The organism is Massilia agrisoli, from assembly GCF_020831365.1.
Taxonomy (GTDB): Bacteria; Pseudomonadota; Gammaproteobacteria; order Burkholderiales; family Burkholderiaceae_D; genus Telluria_A; species Telluria_A agrisoli.
Genome location: NZ_JAJHPV010000013.1, coordinates 14635 through 35147, shown reverse-complemented (window position 1 = coordinate 35147; position 20513 = coordinate 14635). Strand labels below are relative to the sequence as shown.

Sequence of the window (20513 nt, the reverse complement as noted above, 5' to 3'; positions counted from 1 at the left end):
TCTATAATAACAACGGGTGAATATGAGACGTTTGCCAGCCAGCGTTGCGGCGCTGTTCCTTTCCATGACCGCGATCGCGGCCGAACCGTTCGACGACAAATTCCGCCAGCTGGAAGAAGTGCTGCCGACGCCGAACACCATCCGCAACGCCTCGGGCGCTCCCGGCCACGCGTACTGGCAACAGCGCGCCGACTACACGATCCGCGCACGCCTCGACGAAGCCAATCGCGCGATTTCGGCGACCGAGACCATCACCTATCACAACAACTCGCCGGACAGCCTGCCCTACCTGTGGATCCAGCTGGACCAGAACATCTTCCATCCCGGTTCGGATGCGCGCAGCACCTCCACCGTCGCCTCGCGCGACGCCTGGGCCAAGGCGCGCGGCGAAGAAGAAGGCATGAAGTTCGAAGGCATGCGCAGCATCCTGGAGAGCCGCACCTTCGACGGCGGCTTCAAGATCGGCGCCGTCAAGACGGCCTCCGGCCAGCCTTTGAAGTACACGATCAACAAGACCATGATGCGGATCGACCTGCCGCAGCCGATGAAGCCGGGCTCGCGCTTCACGTTCAACATCGACTTCAGCTACAACATCAATGAAGCGAAGGTGATGGGCGGGCGTACCGGCTACGAGAAGTTCGACGACGACAAGAACGACCTGTTCGAAATCGCCCACTGGTTCCCGCGCATGGCGGCCTACTACGACGTCTACGGCTGGCAGCACAAGCAGTTCCTCGGCGCCGGCGAGTTCACCCTCGAATTCGGCGACTACGACGTGCAGCTGACCGTGCCAAGCGACCACATCGTCGCCTCCACCGGCGAGCTGCAAAACCCTGGCGCCGTCCTCACGCCGGTACAGCGCGAACGCCTGGAGCGCGCGCGCACCTCCAACAAGCCGGTGATCATCGTCACCCAGAAGGAAGCCGAGGCTGCCGAGAAGAGCCGCGCCACCACCACCAAGACCTGGCACTACAAGGCAAAGAACGTGCGCGACTTCGCGTTTGCCACCAGCCGCAAGTTCATCTGGGATGCCCAGGGCTACAAAAAGGGCGGCACCAACACGATGGCGATGTCGTACTACCCGAAGGAAGGCAACCCGCTGTGGGAAAAGTATTCGACCCAGGCGATCATCCACACCATCGAGCAGTACAACAAGTATTCGCTGGACTACCCCTACCCTGCCGCGATCTCGGTCAACGGCCCGGTGGGCGGCATGGAATACCCGATGATCTCGTTTAACGGCCCGCGTCCGACCAAGGACAAGAAGACCGGCGAGCTGACTTACTCGAAGCGCACCAAATACGGGCTGATCGGCGTGATCATCCACGAGGTAGGCCACAACTACTACCCGATGATCATCAACTCCGACGAGCGCCAGTGGACCTGGATGGACGAGGGCCTGAACACCTTCGTGCAGTACATGGCACAGCAGGCGTGGGAAGAGAACTATCCGCAGTCGCGCGGCGAACCGCGCGCCATTGTCGACTACATGCGCAGCCGGAACCAGGTGCCGATCATGACCAACTCGGAGTCGCTGCTCCAGTTCGGGAACAACGCGTATGCCAAGCCGGCCGCCGCGCTGAACGTGCTGCGCGAAACGGTGCTGGGCCGCGAGCTGTTCGACTTCGCGTTCCGCGAATATGCGCAGCGCTGGAAGTTCAAGCGCCCGACACCGGCCGACTTCTTCCGCACGATGGAAGATGCCTCGGGCACGGACCTCGACTGGTTCTGGCGCGGCTGGTTCTACACCACCGACCCGGTCGACGTCAGCGTCGACGGCATCACCGAGTACGGCATCAGCAGCAAGAACCCGGACACCGAAAAAGCGCTGGCGCGGGCGCGCCGCGCCGAAGAGCCGGTATCGGTCACCGACCAGCGCAACAAGGGCATGCCGCGCCGCGTCGATGCGCAGCCGGAGCTGAAGGACTTCTACAACGAGCACGACGACTTCACGGTCACCAACAAGGACCGCAACAAGTACAACGAAACGATGGAGTCGCTGGAGGACTGGGAGAAAGCGCTGCTCGCGCAGGGCAAGCACCTGTACCTGGTCGACTTCACCAACGTCGGCGGGCTGGTCACGCCGCTGGTACTGGAAGTTGAACTCAAGAGCGGCAAGAAGTACATCGAGCGCATTCCCGCCGAAGTGTGGCGCATGTCGTCGAAGAAGATCACCAAGCTGATCGTCACCGACGAGCCGATGGTCGGCCTGACCCAGGACCCGTACTGGGAAACCGCCGACATCGACGTGAGCAACAACGCATGGCCGCGCAAGGTCACCCCGTCGCGCCTGGAGCTGTTCAAGACCAAGCGCGGCGAAGGCGACATGATGAAGGACTTCAATACGCCGTTGAAGACCAAGGCCAGGGAGCAGGACAAGGCCGCCGCGCCAGAGAAGGCCAAGGAGTGAGCCTGTCTTGCGCCGCCTGAAGTTCCTCGCCGCCGCCGCGCTGGTTTGCATCAGCGCGGCGGCGCACGCGCACCGCTACCACGCCGGCATCACCGACATGTCGTTCAATGCCCGTACCGGCAGCACCGAGATCGTGCACACCTACATGCTGCACGATGTCGAAGCGCTGCTGGCGAACCTGTACCAGCGCCGGTTCGACCTGCAAGACCCCGACGACGAAGCGGTCCTACGCAAGTACATCGAGCAGCGCTTCTACCTGCTGGCGCCGGACAAATCGCGCCTGCCGCTGCGCTGGGTCGGCGTGGCGGTCGATACGCAAAGCGTCATCATCTACCAGGAGCTGGACGCCACGCCGCTGGAGAAAATCGCCACCATCCATGACGACGTGCTGATCGATTTCCTGCCCGACCAGGTCAATACCATCAACCTGGGACCCGGGGCGGCTGTGCGCTCGCTCACCTTCCAGCGCGACAGCGTCCGCCAGCACCCATGATCACGACGCTGCGGCTGGTTGCCGTCGGCGCCCTGTGCTGCCACCTGCCCGCCTGGGCTGACCCGATGCTCCCTTCGGTGCTGATCCACAATGCGCGCGACAGCGACCTTGGCCTGGCCGATTCGGCCAGCGCTGGCAGCGTCTCGCGCCAGCAGCTCGAAGCGCGTACCGTCTACCGTCCGGGGGAACTGCTGGAGGCGGCGCCGGGCGTGCTGGTAACCCAGCACAGCGGCGAAGGCAAGGCCAACCAGTTCTTCCTGCGCGGGTTCAACCTCGACCACGGCACCGACCTGCGCTCCACCGTCGACGACATGCCAGTCAACCAGCGCAGCCATGCGCACGGCCAGGGCTGGACCGACCTCAATTTCCTGATACCCGAACTGGCGGCGCGCCTCGATTACAAAAAGGGCCCGTACTCCGCGCGCGAAGGCGACTTTGCGTCGGCCGGCAGCGTGGCGGTCACCTACGCCAACCGGCTGGCGCGCGCCATCAGCAGTGTCTCGGCGGGGCACGGCGGCTACCGCCGCGCAATGACGGCAGCGTCGCCCGAAGCATTTGGCGGCAACCTGCTGTATGCGCTGGAGCTGCTGCACAAGGACGGACCTTTTACGCGACCGGAGGACTACCGCAAGGCCAACGCCGTGCTGCGCTACAGCCGCGGATTCGCCAACAATGGTTTCAGCGTCGCCGCCATCGCCTATCGCGGCCGCTGGAATGCGAGCGACCAGGTTCCGCAGCGCGCCGTGGATGCGGGCGCAATCGGCCGCTTCGACACCATCGACCCGAGCGACGGCGGCCAGGCGCAGCGCTACAGCCTATCGGGCACGTGGCGCCGGACCGTGGCCGATTCCGCGTCGAAGGTCAACGCCTTCGTGATCCGCAACCGCACGGAGCTGTATTCGAACTTTACCTACTTCCTGAACGATCCGGTCAACGGCGACCAGTTCGCACAGCCGGACCGCCGGGTCACCAGCGGCCTGAATGCGACGCACACCTGGCACCTGCATGGCGGCCTGCGCTCGACCGACCTCACCGCTGGCCTCCAGCTCCAGAACGACAATATCTTCAATGGCCTGCACAACACGCGCGAACGCAGGCGCCTCTCCGTCATACGCGAAGACCATGTGGTCGAAGGCAGCGCCGGCATGTTCGCCGAAGCGGCCACGCAATGGAGCGGCATGTTGCGCACCACCGCCGGCGTGCGCAGCGATCACTACCGCTTCAAGGTGGCCAGCGACCGGCGCGAGAACTCGGGCAGCGCCCGCGACCACCTGCTCAGTCCTTCGCTCAGCATCGCCTTTGCGCCACGCGCCGGCGCCGAGCTGTATTTCAACGTGGGCGCGGGATTTCACAGCAACGACGCGCGCGGCACCACCGCCACAGTCGATCCGGCCAGCGGCGGCCCTGCGGATCGTTCGCCCGGCCTGGTGCGTTCGCGCGGGATCGAGGCCGGATTGCGGCTGGAGCCAGCTGCGGGCCTGCACACCAGCGTGGCCGTGTATCGGCTGGCCTTCGACTCTGAGCTGGCCTACCTGGGCGACGCAGGCGCCACCGAAGCCGGGCTGCCGAGCGTGCGCCACGGCGTCGAATGGTCGAACTATTACAAGCCGGTCAAGTGGCTGTCGGTCGACCTCGACCTGGCGTACGCGCATGCGCGCTCGCGCGGCGCCGCCGCTGGCGAACACTTTATCGCCGGCGCCGTGGAAGGCGTGGGCCAGCTTGGCGTCACGGTGGACTGGCGCGGCCCATGGTCAGGCTCGGCCAACCTGCGCTACGCTGGGCCGCGCCCGCTCGTTGAGGACAACAGCGTACGCACTGGCGGCAGCACCACCCTGAACGGGCGTATCGGCTACCGCGTCAACAACCGCCTGCGGCTGGAGCTGGAAGGCTTCAACCTGCTCGACCGGCGCGACGCGGCGATCGCGTACTTCTACGCGTCGCGCCTGCAGGGCGAAAGCGAAGCGCGCGGCGACCTGCACTTCCATCCGCTCGAACCGCGCAGTTTCCGGCTCGCCGCCATCATGCAGTGGTAGGCCCTCCCCCGCCGGCAAGCCTGAAAAATGGTACGCTTGCAAGATGACCTACGTTGAACCACCCTACACCGATCCCGCGCGGCTGTCCGCCGCATTGAAAGACGACGGCTACGCCGTGCTGCGCCCTGCCGACGTGTGCGCGCTGGCAGGCTGCTCCGAGGCCGACCTGGCCGCGCTTTCCGCCAGCTGGGACAATCTCGAACTCGATAACTACCTCAAGGACGGCGGCCGCTATCGCCGCCGCCGCCACTCATGCTTCATCCAGGACGGCGCCGGCCTGGCGCAGGCGCCGCATCGCGCCCACTGGCAGCCGGTGGAGTACAACGCCCTTCACGGCGGCATGCACCGCCTGTTCGAACCTGTCGAACCTGCCACCGTGGCGCAAGCCGGCTGGCAGCGCCTGCTTCTCAGCCTGGGCGACGTTTGCGCAAGCGTCGCGGGAGCGCGCCGCTGGTATGTGGAAGCGCACCAGTTCCGCATCGATACCCTGGAGGGCATCGGCCGCCCGACGCCTGAAGGCGCGCACCGCGACGGCGTCGACTTTGTCGCCGTGCTGCTGGTGGGCCGCAGGCATATCAAGGGCGGCGAAACGCGCCTGTTCCAGGCCGAAGGCCCGAATGGCAAGCGCTTCACCATGCTGGAGCCGTGGACCCTGCTGCTGCTCGACGACGCGCGCGTGATCCACGAGTCGACGCCGATCCAGCCGGACGGCGCCAACGGCCATCGCGACACGCTGGTATTGACGTGGCGGGCGGCCGGCTTCCAGGGCGAGCACCTGTCGTAAAAAATGTGACATTGCGCAAGCCTAAATTTCATCTTTACCGTGCGCGCAGTTCGATATAGTGTGTGGTCAAGCGGCGTGAGCCGTGGCCACAACATGGCCAGGCACGCCGCCTGGCCTGGCGCAGAGGAGCGGTTCGTTGGAACTTACGCACGACATTGATAACAAGCCTTTTGAAATCCTGATCGTCGAGGACAGCCCGACCCAGGCCGAACGCCTGCGCCGGCTGATCCAGGCGCGCTCCTACCTTGTGCGGGTTGCCGCCAACGGCAGGCTGGCGCTGGAGGCCATCAGGGAGCGCAAGCCGCACCTGGTCCTGTCGGACATCATCATGCCCGAGATGAACGGCTATGACCTGTGCAGCGCGATTAAGAACGATCCGGCGCTGCAGGACATCCCTGTCATTCTGGTCACCGCCCTGAACGACGCCAAGGACATCATCCGCGGCATCGAGTGCGGCGCCGACAATTTCGTGCGCAAGCCGTATGCCGAAGACTACCTGTTAAGCCGCATCAGGCAGATGCTGGCCAACCAGGCGCTGCGCCGCGACATGAACGTGGAAGTCGGCGTGGCGCTGTACCTGGGCGAACAGAAGCACTTCATCAACGCCGGCCGCCAGCAGATCCTCGACCTGCTGATTTCGACTTACGAACAGGCCGTGCAGGTCAATGGCGAGCTGCAGGCGCGCGAACGCCAGGTGATCGAATTGAACATGCGGCTGGCGCACCACGCATCCGAACTGGAAAACACCAACCGCGAGATCGCCCACAAGAACCTTGAGCTGGCGGAAGCGAGCCGCATGAAGTCGGCCTTCATCGCCAACATGTCGCATGAACTGCGCACGCCGCTCAACGCGATCATCGGCTTTACCGGCGCGCTGTTGATGAAGCTGGCGGGCCCGCTGACGGCCGACCAGGACAAGCAGCTCAACACGATCCGCACCAGCGCGCGCCACCTGCTCTCGCTGATCAATGACATCCTCGACGTGGCCAAGATCGAATCGGGCAAGGTAACCCTGGCGGCCGAACGGGTGCACTGCCAGAACCTGCTGAACGAAACGGCCGATACCTTGCGCCCGCTGGCCGCGCAAAAAGGCCTGGCACTGACGCTCGACCTGCCGGAAACGCCGATCATCATCGCGTCGGACCGGCGCGCGCTGACGCAGATCGTGATCAACCTTATCAACAACGCCATCAAATTTACCGAACAGGGATCGATCAGGGTCTCGCTGTCGCAACGCACGGCGGACGGCGGCTCGCTGACCGAGATTGCGGTGGTGGACACCGGCAGCGGCATCCGCCCAGACGACCAGGCCAAGCTGTTCCAGGCATTTTCGCAACTCGACTCGACCTCGACCCGCAATGTCGAAGGCGCCGGCCTCGGCCTTTACCTGTGCCAGAACCTGGCCAATCTGTTGGGCGGAACCCTGGCGCTGACCAGCGAATTCGGCCGCGGCAGCACCTTTACCCTGGCCATTCCAACCCGCGAATTCCGCTCCGCCGCATAGGGCCGCGCCTTGAGATAAGTCGTCATGACATCAAATGATTCCCACAAGCATCTAAAATTCGGCTAATGTGAGAGGGTTTAATTTGACGATACGGGGCCATTCGCCCGTTTTAAGATGCTCAAATATCAAGCTCCCCTGCGCCGCCTCGCCATGCCCGGCATCGTGGCCGCCCTTTTCCTCGCGCCGCCCGTGGCGCTCGCCAATGAACAAAGCGCGCTTGCGGAGCTGAAGTCGATCCGCGCGCTGGCCGACCACGCCGACGCCGAAGCGGCGCGCCGTATCGGGATGGTGCGCATGTCGTTGCCGGCGGATGCGTCGCCGCTGCTGCTGCGCGAGCTGGCGGACACCGAAGCGCGCGTCAGCGGCTGCGTGGCGCCGGGCGCATTGCCAGGCGCCGCGGCGCTGGCCGCCGGTGCGGCGGCTGCGGCAGGCGTTCCTGGTACCGCAAACGCCGGCAAGCCTGCGCTCGGCGTGCCCGCCCTGGGCAGCACGCCGGCCCGCGCTCCGGGCCTTGACCGCGCCAAGCCTGCCGGTTCGCGCGCCGAGGTCATCCCCCGCGCGCAGCGCTTGCGCCTGCTGGCGACGACACTGGCGGCAGTGGCCGCCGCCGCTGCAGCCGCTGCGGTCTTCATGATGTACCGGCGCGCGCAGGACAAGAGCGAGAAGCTGGCGCAGCTCAACCGCGAGCTGAACGACCAGGCGCGGCGCGACCCGCTGACCCGGCTGAAGAACCGCCGCGCCTTCCTCGACAAGATGGCCGACCGCAGCGAATCGATGCCGGTCAACCGCACCGCCACCGACTGCATCACCTTGATGAACATCGACCATTTCAGGCTGGTCAACGACCGCCTTGGGCACGATGTGGGCGACGCGGTGCTCGCTGAAGTCGGGCGCCGCCTGAACAAGGTGGTGCGCGATACCGACATGCTGGTGCGCTGGGGCGGCGAGGAGTTCCTCGTGTTTTCGCCAAACGCGCACCCGAACCAGATGCGCGTGATGCTCGAGCGGGTAATGGGCGCGGTCGGCTCCACGCCAATCCAGGTTGACGGGCACACGATCACGGTGACGATCAGCGCGGGCCTGGCCTGCGTGCCGTTCGCGGGGATTCCGGAGGACGATTTCGACTGGCAGAAGGTGGTCAGCCTGGCCGACAAGGCACTGCACCACGCCAAACAACAGGGCCGCAACCGGGCCGTGGCCGTGGCGGGTTTGTCCGCCGACGAAACCCAGGCGATGGCCGCCCTCGAAGCGGACTTTGGCCAGGCTGTCGAACAGGGCATGGTCGAAGTGATGCTGGTGCCCGGTCCTGCCGGGGCGCAGGTGAAGCAGCTCCATCCTGCTTGACCGGCGTGCAGTGCTGCTATCCCCGTCGTCGTTCCCGCGCAGGCGGGAACCGATGCCAAGCTAGCTCAGCGAGATAAATCACTTCCTCACTGATCGTCCCGGGTGTGGGTTCCCGCCTGCGCGGGAACGACGTTGTCATACCTGAGCAAAAAAAACGCCCGCAGGCCATTGCGGCGGGCGGGCGATAATCCAATGCGGAGATTGGAGGAGACAAGTCCAATATAGTCTCCCCCATGGTGCACTGCAATACGGTAAAAATACTGTATTTGCAGCGCCGCTGTCCGCCCGGCCACTGCTCCCTCCCCCCTTCAGCTCGTCGCCTCGCATCTGTGTTCGCGGCGATCTTGGCTGCCACCACTACAAGATCGCGACAACATGGCAATCGGAGCGAAGATATACTTCCCACAATTGATCCAAATAGAAACGTTGGAAAAAAATGATGATGAAGCGATGGTTTACCATGGCCGCTGCGCCGCTGGTGCTTGGCGCCTGCGCACTGGCCCCGCCCCCGGCCAGGGTCGATGCGCAGATGCCCGCCGAATGGCAAGCGCCGCTGGCCCATAACGGCAGCGTGGCCGACCTGTCGCAATGGTGGGCCGGCCACGGCGATGCGTTGCTGGCCGAGCTGGTCGAAGCGAGCCAGGCCGCCAGCCCGACCGTCGCGGCGGCCGCTGCGCGGATCGCCAACGCGCGCGCGCAACGCACCGCCGCAGGCGCCGCCCTGCTGCCCTCGCTCGACGGCTTTGCCAGCATCGACCGCGCCAGCCAGCAAAGCACCTTGCCAGGCGGGACCACGACCCAGGCCGGCGTGCAGGCGGCATGGGAGATCGACGTGTTCGGCGCGCGCCGCGCCGGGCGCAACGCGGCCGAGGAACGCTTGCTTGGCGCCGGAGCCCAATGGCACGATGCGCGCGTTGCGGTGGCCGCCGAAACGGCCAACCAGTATTACAGCCTGCGCACCTGCGAACAGCTGCTCAAGGTGGCCGAACAGGACGCCGCCTCGCGCCGCGACAGCGCGCGCCTGACCGACCTTGCCGCCGGTGCCGGCTTCCAGGCGCCTGCCAACGCCGCGCTGGCGCGCGCCAGCGCCGCCGACGCCAGCAACCGCGCCACGCAGCAGCGCGCGCAGTGCGACATCGAGGTAAAGGCACTGGTGGCGCTGGCCGCCATGCCCGAGGCCCAATTGCGCAGCAAGCTCGCAGCGTCCCCACCGGCGGCGGCGCCGGCCATCGCAATTGCCGCCCTGCCTGCGCAGGTAGTGGCGCAGCGCCCCGATGTCTACGCCGCCGAGCGCGCCGTCGCCGCCGCCAGCTTCGACGTCGGCAGCGCCCAGGCCCAGCGCTATCCGCGCCTGTCGCTACAGGGAATGATCGGCGCGGCGAACTTCCGCAGCGGGGGGGAAAACACCGAACTGACAGCCTGGACCATCGGGCCGCTGGCCCTGTCCGTGCCCATCTTCGACGCCGGCACCCGCCGTGCCAACGTCGATGCGGCGCGCGCCAACTATGAAGAAGCCGTGGTGCGCTACCGCGCCAGCGCGCGCCAGGCCGTGCGCGAAGTCGAAGAGGCGCTGGTGCGCCTCGCCAGCACCGCGGCGCGCACCGGCGACGCCCAGGCGGCGCTCGATGGCTACCGCGCCGCGTTTATCGCCGCCGAAGACCGCTACAAGGGCGGGTTCGGCAGCCTGCTCGAACTGGAAGACGCACGCCGCACCCGGCTGGCTGCCGAGAACGCCGTCGTCGCGCTGCAGCGCGAACGCAGCGCGGCATGGGTTGCGCTGTACCGCGCCGCAGGGGGCGGCTGGACCGGCACGCCGAACACCGAACCGAAACCTGAATAAGCACACATGAAAAACCTCACACTCACCCCAGCGGCGAAAATCGCCATCGCCGTTGTTGGCGTCATCGTGCTCGGCGCCATTGCCTACGCATTCACCGGCAAGCCGGACGGCGCGGCAGCTGACGAAAAGGCAGCCGCGCCCAAGCCCGCGCTCACCGTGACCACTGCGCGCCCATCCTCGGCCAGCCTGCCGATCAAGCTGGCCGCCACCGGCAACGTGGTCGCGTGGCAGGAAGCCGTCATCGGCAGCGAATCGGGCGGCTTGCGCCTGACCGAGGTGCGGGTGAATGTCGGCGACGTGGTGAAGAAGGGCCAGGTGCTGGCCGTGTTCTCCGCCGACACCGTCAACGCCGACGTAGCACAGGCGCGCGCCGCGCTGATGGAGGCGCAGGCCAGCGCCGCCGACGCCGCCGCAAACGCCGAGCGCGCGCGCAGCCTGCAGAACTCGGGCGCGTTGTCGGCCCAGCAGATCAACCAGTACATCACCGCCGAGCAGACCGCGAACGCGCGCATCGCCGCCGCGCGCGCCAGCCTCGCAGCCCAGCAGCTGCGGCTGAAGTACACGCAGGTGACCGCGCCCGACAGCGGCGTCATTTCGGCGCGCACCGCCACTGTCGGCTCGGTGGTCGGCGTCGGCACCGAATTGTTCCGCATGATCCGCCAGGGCCGCCTTGAATGGCGCGCCGAGGTGACAGCCACCGAACTGACCCGCATCAGGCCGGGCATCACCGCGCGCGTGGTCGCGGCCAATGGCAGCGCACTGACAGGCAAGGTGCGCATGATCGCCCCGACCATCGATGCGCAGACCCGCTCGGCCCTCGTCTACGTCGACCTGCCGCCGGTGATGGGGGCGACCGCCCCGTTCAAGTCGGGCATGTTCGCCAGCGGCCAGTTTGAACTGGGCGCCTCGCAGGCGATGACGGTGCCGCAGCAGGCGGTGGCGGTACGCGACGGCTTTTCCTATGTGTTCACGCTCAAGCCGGACAACCGGGTCAGCCAGCTGAAGATCAAGACGGGCCGCCGCCTGGGCGAGCGCGTCGAAGTGACCGAAGGGCTGTCGCCGGACGCGCAGATTGTCGTCAGCGGCGCGGGCTTCCTCAACGAGGGCGACCTGGTGCGCAATGTGCCGGCCGTCCAGGCCGAGGGCAAGCGATGAACTTCTCCTCCCTGTCGATCAAGAACCCGGTCCCGGCGATTATGCTGTTCGTCCTGCTGACGCTGGCGGGGCTGCTGGCCTACCGCGCCAACGCGGTGCAGGACTTCCCCGACATCGAGCTGCCGATCGTGACGGTGACCGCCACGCTGGAAGGCGCGGCGCCGGCCCAGCTTGAAACCGAGGTGGCGCGCAAGATCGAGGATTCGATCGCCACCCTGCAGGGCGTAAAGAACGTCTACACCAAAGTGCTCGACGGGGTGGCCAACATCACGGTCGAATTCATCCTGGAAAAGAACATCTCCGAAGCGGTGAACGAAGTGCGCGACGCGGTCTCGCGGGTCAAGGCCGACATGCCGGCCGAGATGCGCGACCCGGTGGTGACCAAGGCATCGACTGCCGGCCGCGTGGTGCTGACCTTCATCGCCGCTGCCGCCGAGGGCAAAGGCGGCGTGCCGCTGGACGCGCAGGAGCTCAGCTGGTTTGTCGACAATACCGTGTCCAAGCGGCTGCTGAACGTGCCTGGCGTCGGCTCGGTCAAGCGCGTCGGCGGCGTCTCGCGCGAGGTGCGCGTGGAGCTCGACGATGCGCGCATGGCTGCGCTGCGGGTGTCGGCCATCGACGTCTCGCGCCGCCTGAGGCTGGTGCAGCGTGAAGAACCTGGCGGACGCGGCGACGTCAGCGGCGCCGAGCAGTCGGTGCGCACCATCGCCACCGTCAAGACGGCGACGGAACTGTCGGCAATGGACATTCCGCTGGCAGACGGCCGCCACGTCCGGCTGGACCAGATCGCGACCGTCACGGACACCGTGGCCGAGCCGCGCGCGGTGGCCGAATATAACGGCAAGCGGGTGGTCGGCTTCGAGGTATTCCGCACCAAGGGCGCCAGCGAAATCGCGGTGGCGGACGGCGTGCGCGCCGCCATCGCCAAGCTGGGCGACGAGCACCAGAACGTGCAGCTCAAGCAGGTGATCGACAACGCCGCGCCGGTAGCCGAAAACTTCGAAGGCTCGATGGAGCTGCTGTACGAAGGCGCGCTGCTGGCCGTGCTGGTGGTGTGGTGGTTCCTGCGCGACTGGCGCGCGACCCTGGTCGCCGCCGCCGCCCTGCCGCTGTCGGTGATCCCCGCCTTCCTCGGCCAGTACTGGTTCGGCTACACGCTCAACACCGTCACCTTGCTGTCGCTGGCCCTTGTGGTCGGGGTGCTGGTCGACGACGCCATCGTCGAGATCGAGAACATCTCGCGCCACCTGCGCATGGGTAAAACCCCGATGGAGGCGGCGATGGAAGCGGCCGACGAAATCGGCATGGCCGTCATCGCCACCACCTTCGCGCTGGTGGCGGTGTTCCTGCCTACCGCCTTCATGGGCGGCATTCCTGGGCTGTTCTTCAAGCAGTTCGGCTGGACCGCGGTTCTGGCGATCCTGGCGTCGCTGGTGGTGGCGCGCCTGCTCACGCCGATGATGGCGGCGTACATCCTCAAGCCCGCCAAACACGGCGAGGAGAAAGACGGCTGGATCATGCAGCGCTACATGCGTGCCATGAAATGGTGCCTGCGCCACCGGCTTGCCACCGCCATCGCCTCGGGCCTGTTCTTTGTCGGCTCGCTGATGCTGGTGCCGCTGCTGCCGACCGGCTTCGTGCCGCCGGCCGACCGCGCCCAGACCTTGATCAACCTCGAACTGCCGCCCGGCTCGACGCTTGCCGAAACGCGCGCCGTGGCCGAGCAGGCGCGCATGGCGGCGATGCAGGTCAAAGGCGTCACGGGCGTATTCAGCTCGATCGGCGGCGGCTCCAGCGGCGACGCGTTCGCGCCAGGCGCGGCGGCCGAAGCACGGCGCGCGGTGCTGACCCTGACCACCTTGCACCGCGACGACCGCGACGAGTCGATGGACGAGCTGGAATCGGCGATCCGCACGCGCCTGGACCAGATCCCCGGCGCAAAATTCACCGTCGGCCCGGCCGACACCGGCGTCAAGATGCAGCTGGTCTTGCAAAGCGAAGATCCGGCCGCGCTGACGGCCGCGGCGCAGCGCGTGGAGCGCGAACTGCGCACGCTCAAGGGCATCGGCAATGTCAGCTCCAGCGCGTCGCTGGTGCGTCCCGAGATTATCGTGCGGCCCGACTTCGCGCGCGCGGCGGACCTGGGCGTGACGGCGGCCTCGATCGGCGAGACGGTGCGCGTGGCGACGGCGGGCGATTACGACGTCGCGCTGACCAAGATGAACCTGTCCGAGCGCCAGGTGCCGATCCGGGTCAAGCTGCCGGACGCGGTGCGCGCCGACCTGGCGGCGATCGAGCGCCTGAATGTTCCGGGAAAGAATGGCCCGGTCATGCTGGCCAATGTGGCGACGGTGACGATGGAAAGCGGGCCCGCCCAGATCGACCGCCTGAACCGCAGCCGCAATGTGACGCTGGACGTGGAGCTGTCGGGCCGTTCGCTCGGTGAAGTCAATGACGAAGCGCGCGCGCTGCCGTCGATGAACAGCCTGCCGCCATCGGTCACCGTGGCCGAGCTGGGCGACGCGCAGGAGATGGCCAACCTGTTTGCCAGCTTCGGCATCGCGATGACGATCGGGGTGCTGTGCATTTATGGCGTGCTGGTCCTGCTGTTCAAGGACTTTATGCAGCCGATTACCATCCTGGCTGCGCTGCCGCTGTCGATTGGCGGGGCCTTTGTGCTGCTGCTGTTGACCGGGAAGGCGCTGTCGATGCCGACCATGATCGGCCTGATCATGCTGATGGGGATCGTGACCAAGAACTCGATCCTGCTGGTGGACTACGCGATCCTGGCGCGCGAGGCGGGCATGAACCGGTTTGACGCGCTGGTCGACGCATGCCACAAGCGCAGCCGCCCGATCATCATGACGACGATTGCGATGGGTGCGGGCATGATGCCGCTGGCGCTGGGCTGGGGCGCGGACCCGAGCTTCCGTTCGCCGATGGCGGTGGCGGTGATTGGCGGCCTGATTACATCGACCCTGCTCAGTTTGCTGGTCGTGCCGGCGGTGTTCACCTATATCGACGACCTGGAGCATTTGCTCAAGCGCGGGATGGCGCGGATGCGCAGGCGCAAAGGCGCCGCCGCGCCCACCAAGGCCGAAACGGCTGCCGAAGCGCCCGCGCGCGGCCACTAGAAAATGCCCGTCGTTCCCGCGAAGGCGGGAACCCATGGCACTCGAACAATGAGCAAATCGCTACGCCACTAAGCTTGCCTGTTATGGGTTCCCGCCTGCGCGGGAACGACGACGGAGTGGATAACGCCGGCGCAAGCCGGCGTGCTCACATCTGCCTACCGCTTACACCATCGGCGGATCGGTCTCGCGGGCGAACGAGCGGTGCGTCGCCAGCGCTTCCTTGAACGCGGCCAGCGCCTGCTTCAGGTCTTCGCCGTGCGCGCCCAGCAGCGCAGGATCGTCCGAGCCGTCCGGCAGCGCCGGCGGGACGCTGGCTTTGGCAAGCAGGCCAGCGCCAGCGCCCAGCACGAGGATCGGCTTGCAGTGGCGGTACTGCTCGCGCACGAAGTCGAGTGCATGCGCGTCGCGGCTGAGCGCGTTGACGGCGTCTTCGCCATCGGGCACCACCACCGCGTCGTACAGCACCGAAGGACCGGCCTCCAGCGAGATCTCCACATCGAGCATGCCGCCATCTTTCGCCTTGACCTTGCCCAGCGTGCTGGCCACCACGCGCGGTACCGCGCCGTCGGCCAGCAGCGAGTCGTAGATGGTGCGGACCATCGCGGCGTCGACGCCATGCGCCACCAGGATGGCAACGCGACGCGTCTTGATCCCGGTTTCTCCCGGACGGCTCAGCAGCGACAGCGCCGGCGATGGCTCGTATTCCGGCGCCGGACGGTCAGTGGCCAGCGGCAGCGGCGCCGGGACTTCCATGCCAAGGCCGGCCGCGACATCGCCCGCCAGGGTGGCGTCGACATTGGCCAGCAATGCCAGCACGCGTTCGCGCACTGCCGGTACCTGGACCCGCGTCAGCTCGAAGCGGAATGCGTTGGCAATGTGGGCCTGCTCGACCGGCGTCTGGCTGTTGAAGAACAGCGTCGCCTGCGAGTAGTGGTCGGCAAACAGTTCCGGCTTGCCGCGTACCTTGTCTTCGGCGATGCGTTCCGGGAAGGTGGTGAAGCCTTTGGCCATGCCAGCCTGGAACGGACAGCCGCCCGCCAGCGAGTTTGGCTCGTAGTTGACGCGGCCACGGTTGACGGCCTGGCGGTGCATGCCGTCGCGCTGGTTGTTGTGGACCTGGGTCACTGGCGCATTGATCGGGATTTCGTGGAAGTTCGGGCCGCCAAGGCGGGTCAGCTGCGTGTCGAGGTAGGAGTGGATGCGGCCCTGCAGCAGCGGGTCGTTGGAGAAGTCGATGCCCGGCACGACGTGGGCCGTGCAGAAGGCGACCTGCTCGGTCTCGGCAAAGAAATTGTCGGGATTGCGGTCCAACACCATCTTGCCCAGCGGGAGCAGCGGTACCAGTTCTTCCGGCACCAGCTTGGTCGGGTCGAGCACGTCGAAGCCGAAACCTTCAGCCTGTTCTTCGGTGAACACCTGCACTGCCAGTTCCCATTCAGGGAAGGCGCCCGCTTCGATCGCTTCCCACAGGTCGCGGCGGTGGAAGTCGGGGTCGGCGCCGGCGATCTTGGCCGCTTCGTCCCAGACCAGCGAGTGCGTTCCTTGCAGTGGCGTCCAGTGGAATTTGCAGAACCGCGACTCGCCTGCGGCATTGACCAGGCGGAAGGTGTGCACGCCGAAGCCTTGCATCGTGCGGTAGCTGCGAGGGATGGCGCGGTCGGACATCTGCCAGAGCAGCATGTGGGCCGATTCCGGCATCAGCGAGACGAAGTCCCAGAAGGTGTCGTGCGCGCTGGAGGCCTGCGGCATCTGGTGGTGCGGCTCAGGCTTGACGGCATGCACCAGGTCGGGGAACTTCATCGCGTCCTGGATGAAGAAGACCGGGATGTTATTGCCGACCAGGTCCCAGTTGCCCTCTTCCGTGTAGAACTTGACGGCGAAGCCGCGCACGTCGCGCACGGTATCGGCGGAACCGCGCTCACCGGCGACGGTCGAAAATCGAACGAACACCGGCGTGCGCTTGCCGGCCTGCGAGAACGGGTTGGCGCGCGTGAGGTCGCTGAAGTCCTTATACGCTTCAAAGTAGCCGTGCGCTGCCGATCCGCGCGCGTGGACCACGCGCTCGGGAATGCGCTCGTGGTCGAAATGGGTGAGTTTTTCACGGAGGATAAAGTCCTCCATCGCTGTTGGTCCGCGTAAGCCGACCTTCAGCGAATTCTGGTTGTCCGCAACCGGCACGCCCTGGTTGGTGGTCAGCATCTGGCCCGAGCTGTCGGCGCGCACGCGGTCGAGCGGGCCATTGCCTGGATTGGTGCCAATGGGCGGCACGCCGCTGCCCACTTTTGCCGACACGGCGTTTTCGGTGCTGGTGCTGCCCGTGGCGGCCAGCGTTTCCGGCTCCGCGGTGGCGCCGGCTTGCGGCGTGCGCGCGGCCTCGCCGTGCTCGCCTGGCTTGTTCGGATTGAAAGGCATCTCAGCCGCCAGGTTCATGCCGGCGACCTTGTTTTCGCGCAGCTGCTCGGCGACGTCGTTCTTCATGCCCAGGCTGGAAGGCGGCTGGGCGGCGGACGGACCTGAAACGGTACTGAGAATGGAACCGGCGCCGTCAGTGGACTGCCCGTTCTTTTTACGTGTGGCCATTTGGTACCTCTGAATTTTTGGGGATGGGAATATGGGGACGCAAAAACGCGTCCGGCCGCGCGAAGGCGACCGGAGCTTGCAGGTTCTGCGCCTGCCATGGGAGCTGGCAGGCGCAGCGCCTGGATTAGTGGCGACGGCCGCCGAGGATCTTCGACAGCAGGTAGCCTGCAGCCAGTGCACCCAGCACTGCCGTGCCCGGGCTGTTGCGCACGTATTCGCGGCCGGTCGCCGTGAAGTTGTTGTACGCATCCGTCACCTGGCGCTTGCGCTCGTCCATCTTGCCCGACGCGCCGGAGAACATTTCCGACATCTTGTCGACGCCGGCATGCGCGCTGCTGACCATGCGGTCAACGGCTGGCTGGGCCGAGTCGGCTGCCTTGTCGATGGCCTTGTGCATGTCGTCGGCGTTCTTTGGCATGCCCTTGTCCATGTCCCTGCCCATCGAGGTGGAGGCGCCGGAGGCCATCGAGCCTGCGCTGCCGCTGCCCATGCTGCCGCTGGTCGACGACGCGCTGCTGCCCATCGAACCGCTGGCCTGGTTGCCGCTGGAAGAAGGGCCGCCGGTGGCCGACGAACCGCTGGCCTGGTTGCCACTCAGCGAGGAGCCCGAGCTGCCCGGCGAACCGCTGGCCATGTTGCCGCTGGACGAGGAACTGCCGCCCAGCGAGCCGCTGGCCATGCTGCCGCCGCTTGTCGACGAAGCTTTGTTACCGGACGAGCCGCTTGCCGAGTTGCCGCTCGACGAAGCCGAGCCGCTGCTGGCCTGGGTGCCGCCGGTCGATGGGGATTGCTTGTTCAAGGTATCGCCCTTTGACGAACCCATGTTGCCCGAGCTGCTGGAGCCCAGGTTGCCCGAACCGGAGACACTTGGGGAGCCGCTGCTCGACTGCGTGCCGCCGGCGCCTTTTTGTGCGGAATCCTTACCGATAGTGCTGCCCGTTCCCTCGTTCGACTTTTGATTATCCATGATCCATTCCCTTTAAATAGTTATACCAATGCGGCGTGAAGCGATCGACCCTTCAACATTTTTTCCCAACCCGGCCTCGATCAAACCGTTGGCGATGTCCGGCTGTGAATTCGGATGAGCGAATACAAAAAATATAACGTTGAGGAGATGCTCACTGTGCGCTGACTAACAGAGCCGTGACATGAAGGAAATGCAGCAACGGCGGGCTTTCTACAGGAAAATAGCTAAGAGGAATTGAAAGAGTTCAGGCGGAAATTTATTGATTTCCGCATGACATTAAACGAGGCCGGCAGCGGTGTCCGGCCCGCCGCTGTTTCAGGCTGCTGGCAACGCGGGCAGACAGCGTGGTCCGCCCAGCAAGATATCGCTGTAAGGCGCTGGCCCGTCGCCGATGACGATGCCATCTTCGGTGATTTCGAACAGGCGCATGTCGCGGCTGTGCGCGCTTCCACGCACCTTGACCACCGAAACGATGGTCTTGAGCTGAGCGCCAATTTCGATAAAGCGCTGCACGATAATCGCGTCAACCAGGAAGGCATTGCCGTAAGGGCTGAACCGGAAGTCGCTGAAACGGTCTTCCAGCTCGCTGGTCATCAGCAAGGTCACGCCCTTCTCGCTCAGCACGGTTGTCATCCGGTACAGCGATTCGCGGAAATCTACCCGGAACTCGGGCGCCAGCGCCAGTTCGAAGCCGGACAGTGAGTCGAGCACCACCCGTTTGGCGTCCAGGCGATCGATCATCTTGACGATCTCGTGCAAGGTTTCGTCGACCGAGACATCGAGGGAGCGCACGTTGAGCAGTTCGACCCTGCCACTGTCCACCAGCTTGTCGAGCTTGTCGTTCATCATCTGGCTCGGGGTCTTCTCGAACAGGGCGAGCACCGCAGTCTCGCCGACGCGCGCGCCTTCGGCCAGGAACTCCGTCGCCAGCATGGTCTTGCCGCTGCCGGATGGTCCGACGACCAGGATCGAATAGCCCACCGGAACGCCACCGCCGAGCATCTGGTCCAAGGTGGCCACGCCCGTCGATATCCGTCCCGTCCGATCGGCGCGGCGGGCCTGCCCGGAAGGTTCAGGCGCGGGCAGGATACGCGGGAAAATCTCGATGCCGGTGCGGTCGATACGGAAAGTATGCAGTCCTGGCCGGTGCTTGAGTCCGCGCATCTTCAGCACCTGGATCTTGCGCACCATGGCATTCCGGTGCACGTTCTGGGTCAGCCAGATGATGCCGTCGGCAACCGTGAAAATCGGGTTGCGGTCGGCCTCGTTGACCAGGTATTCGCCGACCAGGAAGGTGGTGGCATTCCAGCCTGTCATCTGGGTCACCAGCTTTTGCACGAAAGCCTGCAAGGCATGCACTTCCCGGTGTTCGCCCTTGGCGCCCTCGACGAAGGAGCGGAAGGAATCGATGAAGACCAGCGCGGGCGAATGGAGGCGCACCTGTTCGCAAATCTGGGCCAGCACGTCGTCATAGTTGCCGCCCTCGACTTCCGCCGCCAGGCTGATGAACTGGATCGAGCTGTCGACCTTGCCGAAATCGAAAAAGCTGAACTGCTGCTGATAGCGCAGCATCTTGACCGGCGGCTCGCCCATTGCGGTGAAAAACAAGGCCTTGCGGCCGGGGTGGGCAAGCGAAAACATGATCTGCTGCGCGAAGGTAGTCTTGCCGCTGCCTGGCGAGCCGCCGATGATGTTAAACGACAGCTCCGGCAGGCCGCCGCCCAGCACCGTGTCAAGGCCGGGAACCCCGGTCTGGGCCAGTGGCAGTTCAAGTTTCTCAGTCATTTCGATTTGCTCCGGTTTTCTTTAAGATCGGCAACGATTGGGAAGATAGCCCGCACAAATTGCTCGGTCAGGCGGGCGCCGATCAATGTATTGAGCTGATTCAGGTAGGTCATCAGCATGGCAGAGGTGGCCGCGAGGATCGCCTCTCGTTCAACTTGTTCCATGGCGGTGCGCAGGCCGTCGTAGGGCGGCGTGGACATGCCGGGACCGGCAAACGGCCCCAGCCAGGGGAAGGCGGCCTGGTTCGCTTCGATGCTGCGCACGACAATCAACTGCACGCTGGCCGGACCGATGAGCGGCACGAACTTGCCGGCCAGCCGCTGCCATATCATGATGGCCTCATGCGCTGCGTCCGGGGCGGGTGCGGCGCGTAACGTGCGGGTAATGTCGGACAGCAACCGCGCGGTCAGGGGCACGATGGTGCTTTCGACGCCGGGACGGCAACATACGCGGGCAGCAGTGCTTTCACGATTCGGATCCGTAA

At 65.7% G+C, this 20513-nt stretch carries 13 protein-coding genes; 9 read left to right on the top strand and 4 right to left on the bottom strand.

What is annotated here, in order from left to right:
• Nucleotides 1–22 precede the first annotated feature (22 nt).
• The 9 genes from LMJ30_RS09070 (at nucleotide 23) to LMJ30_RS09030 (ending at nucleotide 14697) form a co-directional block, all read left to right on the top strand.
• Complete coding sequence (locus LMJ30_RS09070; RefSeq protein ID WP_229432032.1) at nucleotides 23–2410, top strand: M1 family metallopeptidase; 2388 nt, start codon at nucleotides 23–25, stop codon at nucleotides 2408–2410.
• Between the two features lie 7 nt (nucleotides 2411–2417).
• On the top strand, nucleotides 2418–2903 hold the full coding sequence (locus LMJ30_RS09065) for a DUF6702 family protein (RefSeq protein WP_229432031.1): 486 nt from the start codon (nucleotides 2418–2420) through the stop codon (nucleotides 2901–2903).
• A complete protein-coding gene (locus tag LMJ30_RS09060; protein ID WP_229432030.1) occupies nucleotides 2900–4936 on the top strand; it encodes a TonB-dependent receptor in 2037 nt (678 codons plus the stop codon). Before LMJ30_RS09065 ends, LMJ30_RS09060 begins: the two co-directional genes overlap by 4 nt.
• A 43-nt stretch (nucleotides 4937–4979) precedes the next feature.
• On the top strand, nucleotides 4980–5720 hold the full coding sequence (locus tag LMJ30_RS09055) for a 2OG-Fe dioxygenase family protein (RefSeq protein ID WP_229432029.1): 741 nt from the start codon (nucleotides 4980–4982) through the stop codon (nucleotides 5718–5720).
• Between the two features lie 136 nt (nucleotides 5721–5856).
• Nucleotides 5857–7224, top strand: coding sequence for a hybrid sensor histidine kinase/response regulator (locus LMJ30_RS09050; RefSeq protein ID WP_229432028.1), 1368 nt, complete (start codon nucleotides 5857–5859; stop codon nucleotides 7222–7224).
• A gap of 114 nt (nucleotides 7225–7338) precedes the next feature.
• Nucleotides 7339–8568 (top strand): GGDEF domain-containing protein, encoded by a 1230-nt coding sequence (locus tag LMJ30_RS09045; RefSeq protein ID WP_229432027.1) that lies wholly within the window; start codon nucleotides 7339–7341, stop codon nucleotides 8566–8568.
• Between the two features lie 436 nt (nucleotides 8569–9004).
• Nucleotides 9005–10408: an efflux transporter outer membrane subunit gene (locus LMJ30_RS09040; RefSeq protein ID WP_229432026.1), complete on the top strand. Its 1404-nt coding sequence runs from the start codon at nucleotides 9005–9007 to the stop codon at nucleotides 10406–10408.
• Between the two features lie 6 nt (nucleotides 10409–10414).
• The gene (locus LMJ30_RS09035) at nucleotides 10415–11563 is read left to right on the top strand and encodes an efflux RND transporter periplasmic adaptor subunit (RefSeq protein WP_229432025.1); all 1149 of its coding nucleotides are present in this window, start codon (nucleotides 10415–10417) and stop codon (nucleotides 11561–11563) included.
• Nucleotides 11560–14697 (top strand): efflux RND transporter permease subunit, encoded by a 3138-nt coding sequence (locus LMJ30_RS09030; protein WP_229432024.1) that lies wholly within the window; start codon nucleotides 11560–11562, stop codon nucleotides 14695–14697. The genes LMJ30_RS09035 and LMJ30_RS09030 overlap by 4 nt, the downstream gene beginning before the upstream one ends.
• Before the next feature lie 162 nt (nucleotides 14698–14859).
• Here LMJ30_RS09030 and LMJ30_RS09025 read toward each other — a convergent pair whose 3' ends face one another.
• The 4 genes from LMJ30_RS09025 to LMJ30_RS09010 all read right to left on the bottom strand — a co-directional run bounded on the left by LMJ30_RS09025 (nucleotide 14860) and on the right by LMJ30_RS09010 (nucleotide 20445).
• A complete protein-coding gene (locus LMJ30_RS09025) occupies nucleotides 14860–17277 on the bottom strand; it encodes a catalase (protein ID WP_229432023.1) in 2418 nt (805 codons plus the stop codon).
• Nucleotides 17278–17401: 124 nt separating this feature from the next.
• Entirely contained in the window at nucleotides 17402–18244 is an 843-nt protein-coding gene (locus tag LMJ30_RS09020; protein WP_229432022.1) for a hypothetical protein, read from the bottom strand.
• A 315-nt stretch (nucleotides 18245–18559) separates the two neighbouring features.
• On the bottom strand, nucleotides 18560–20029 hold the full coding sequence (locus LMJ30_RS09015; protein WP_229432021.1) for a DUF7125 family protein: 1470 nt from the start codon (nucleotides 20027–20029) through the stop codon (nucleotides 18560–18562).
• Nucleotides 20026–20445 (bottom strand): hypothetical protein, encoded by a 420-nt coding sequence (locus tag LMJ30_RS09010; protein ID WP_229432020.1) that lies wholly within the window; start codon nucleotides 20443–20445, stop codon nucleotides 20026–20028. The genes LMJ30_RS09015 and LMJ30_RS09010 overlap by 4 nt, the downstream gene beginning before the upstream one ends.
• Between the last annotated feature and the right edge of the window lie 68 nt (nucleotides 20446–20513).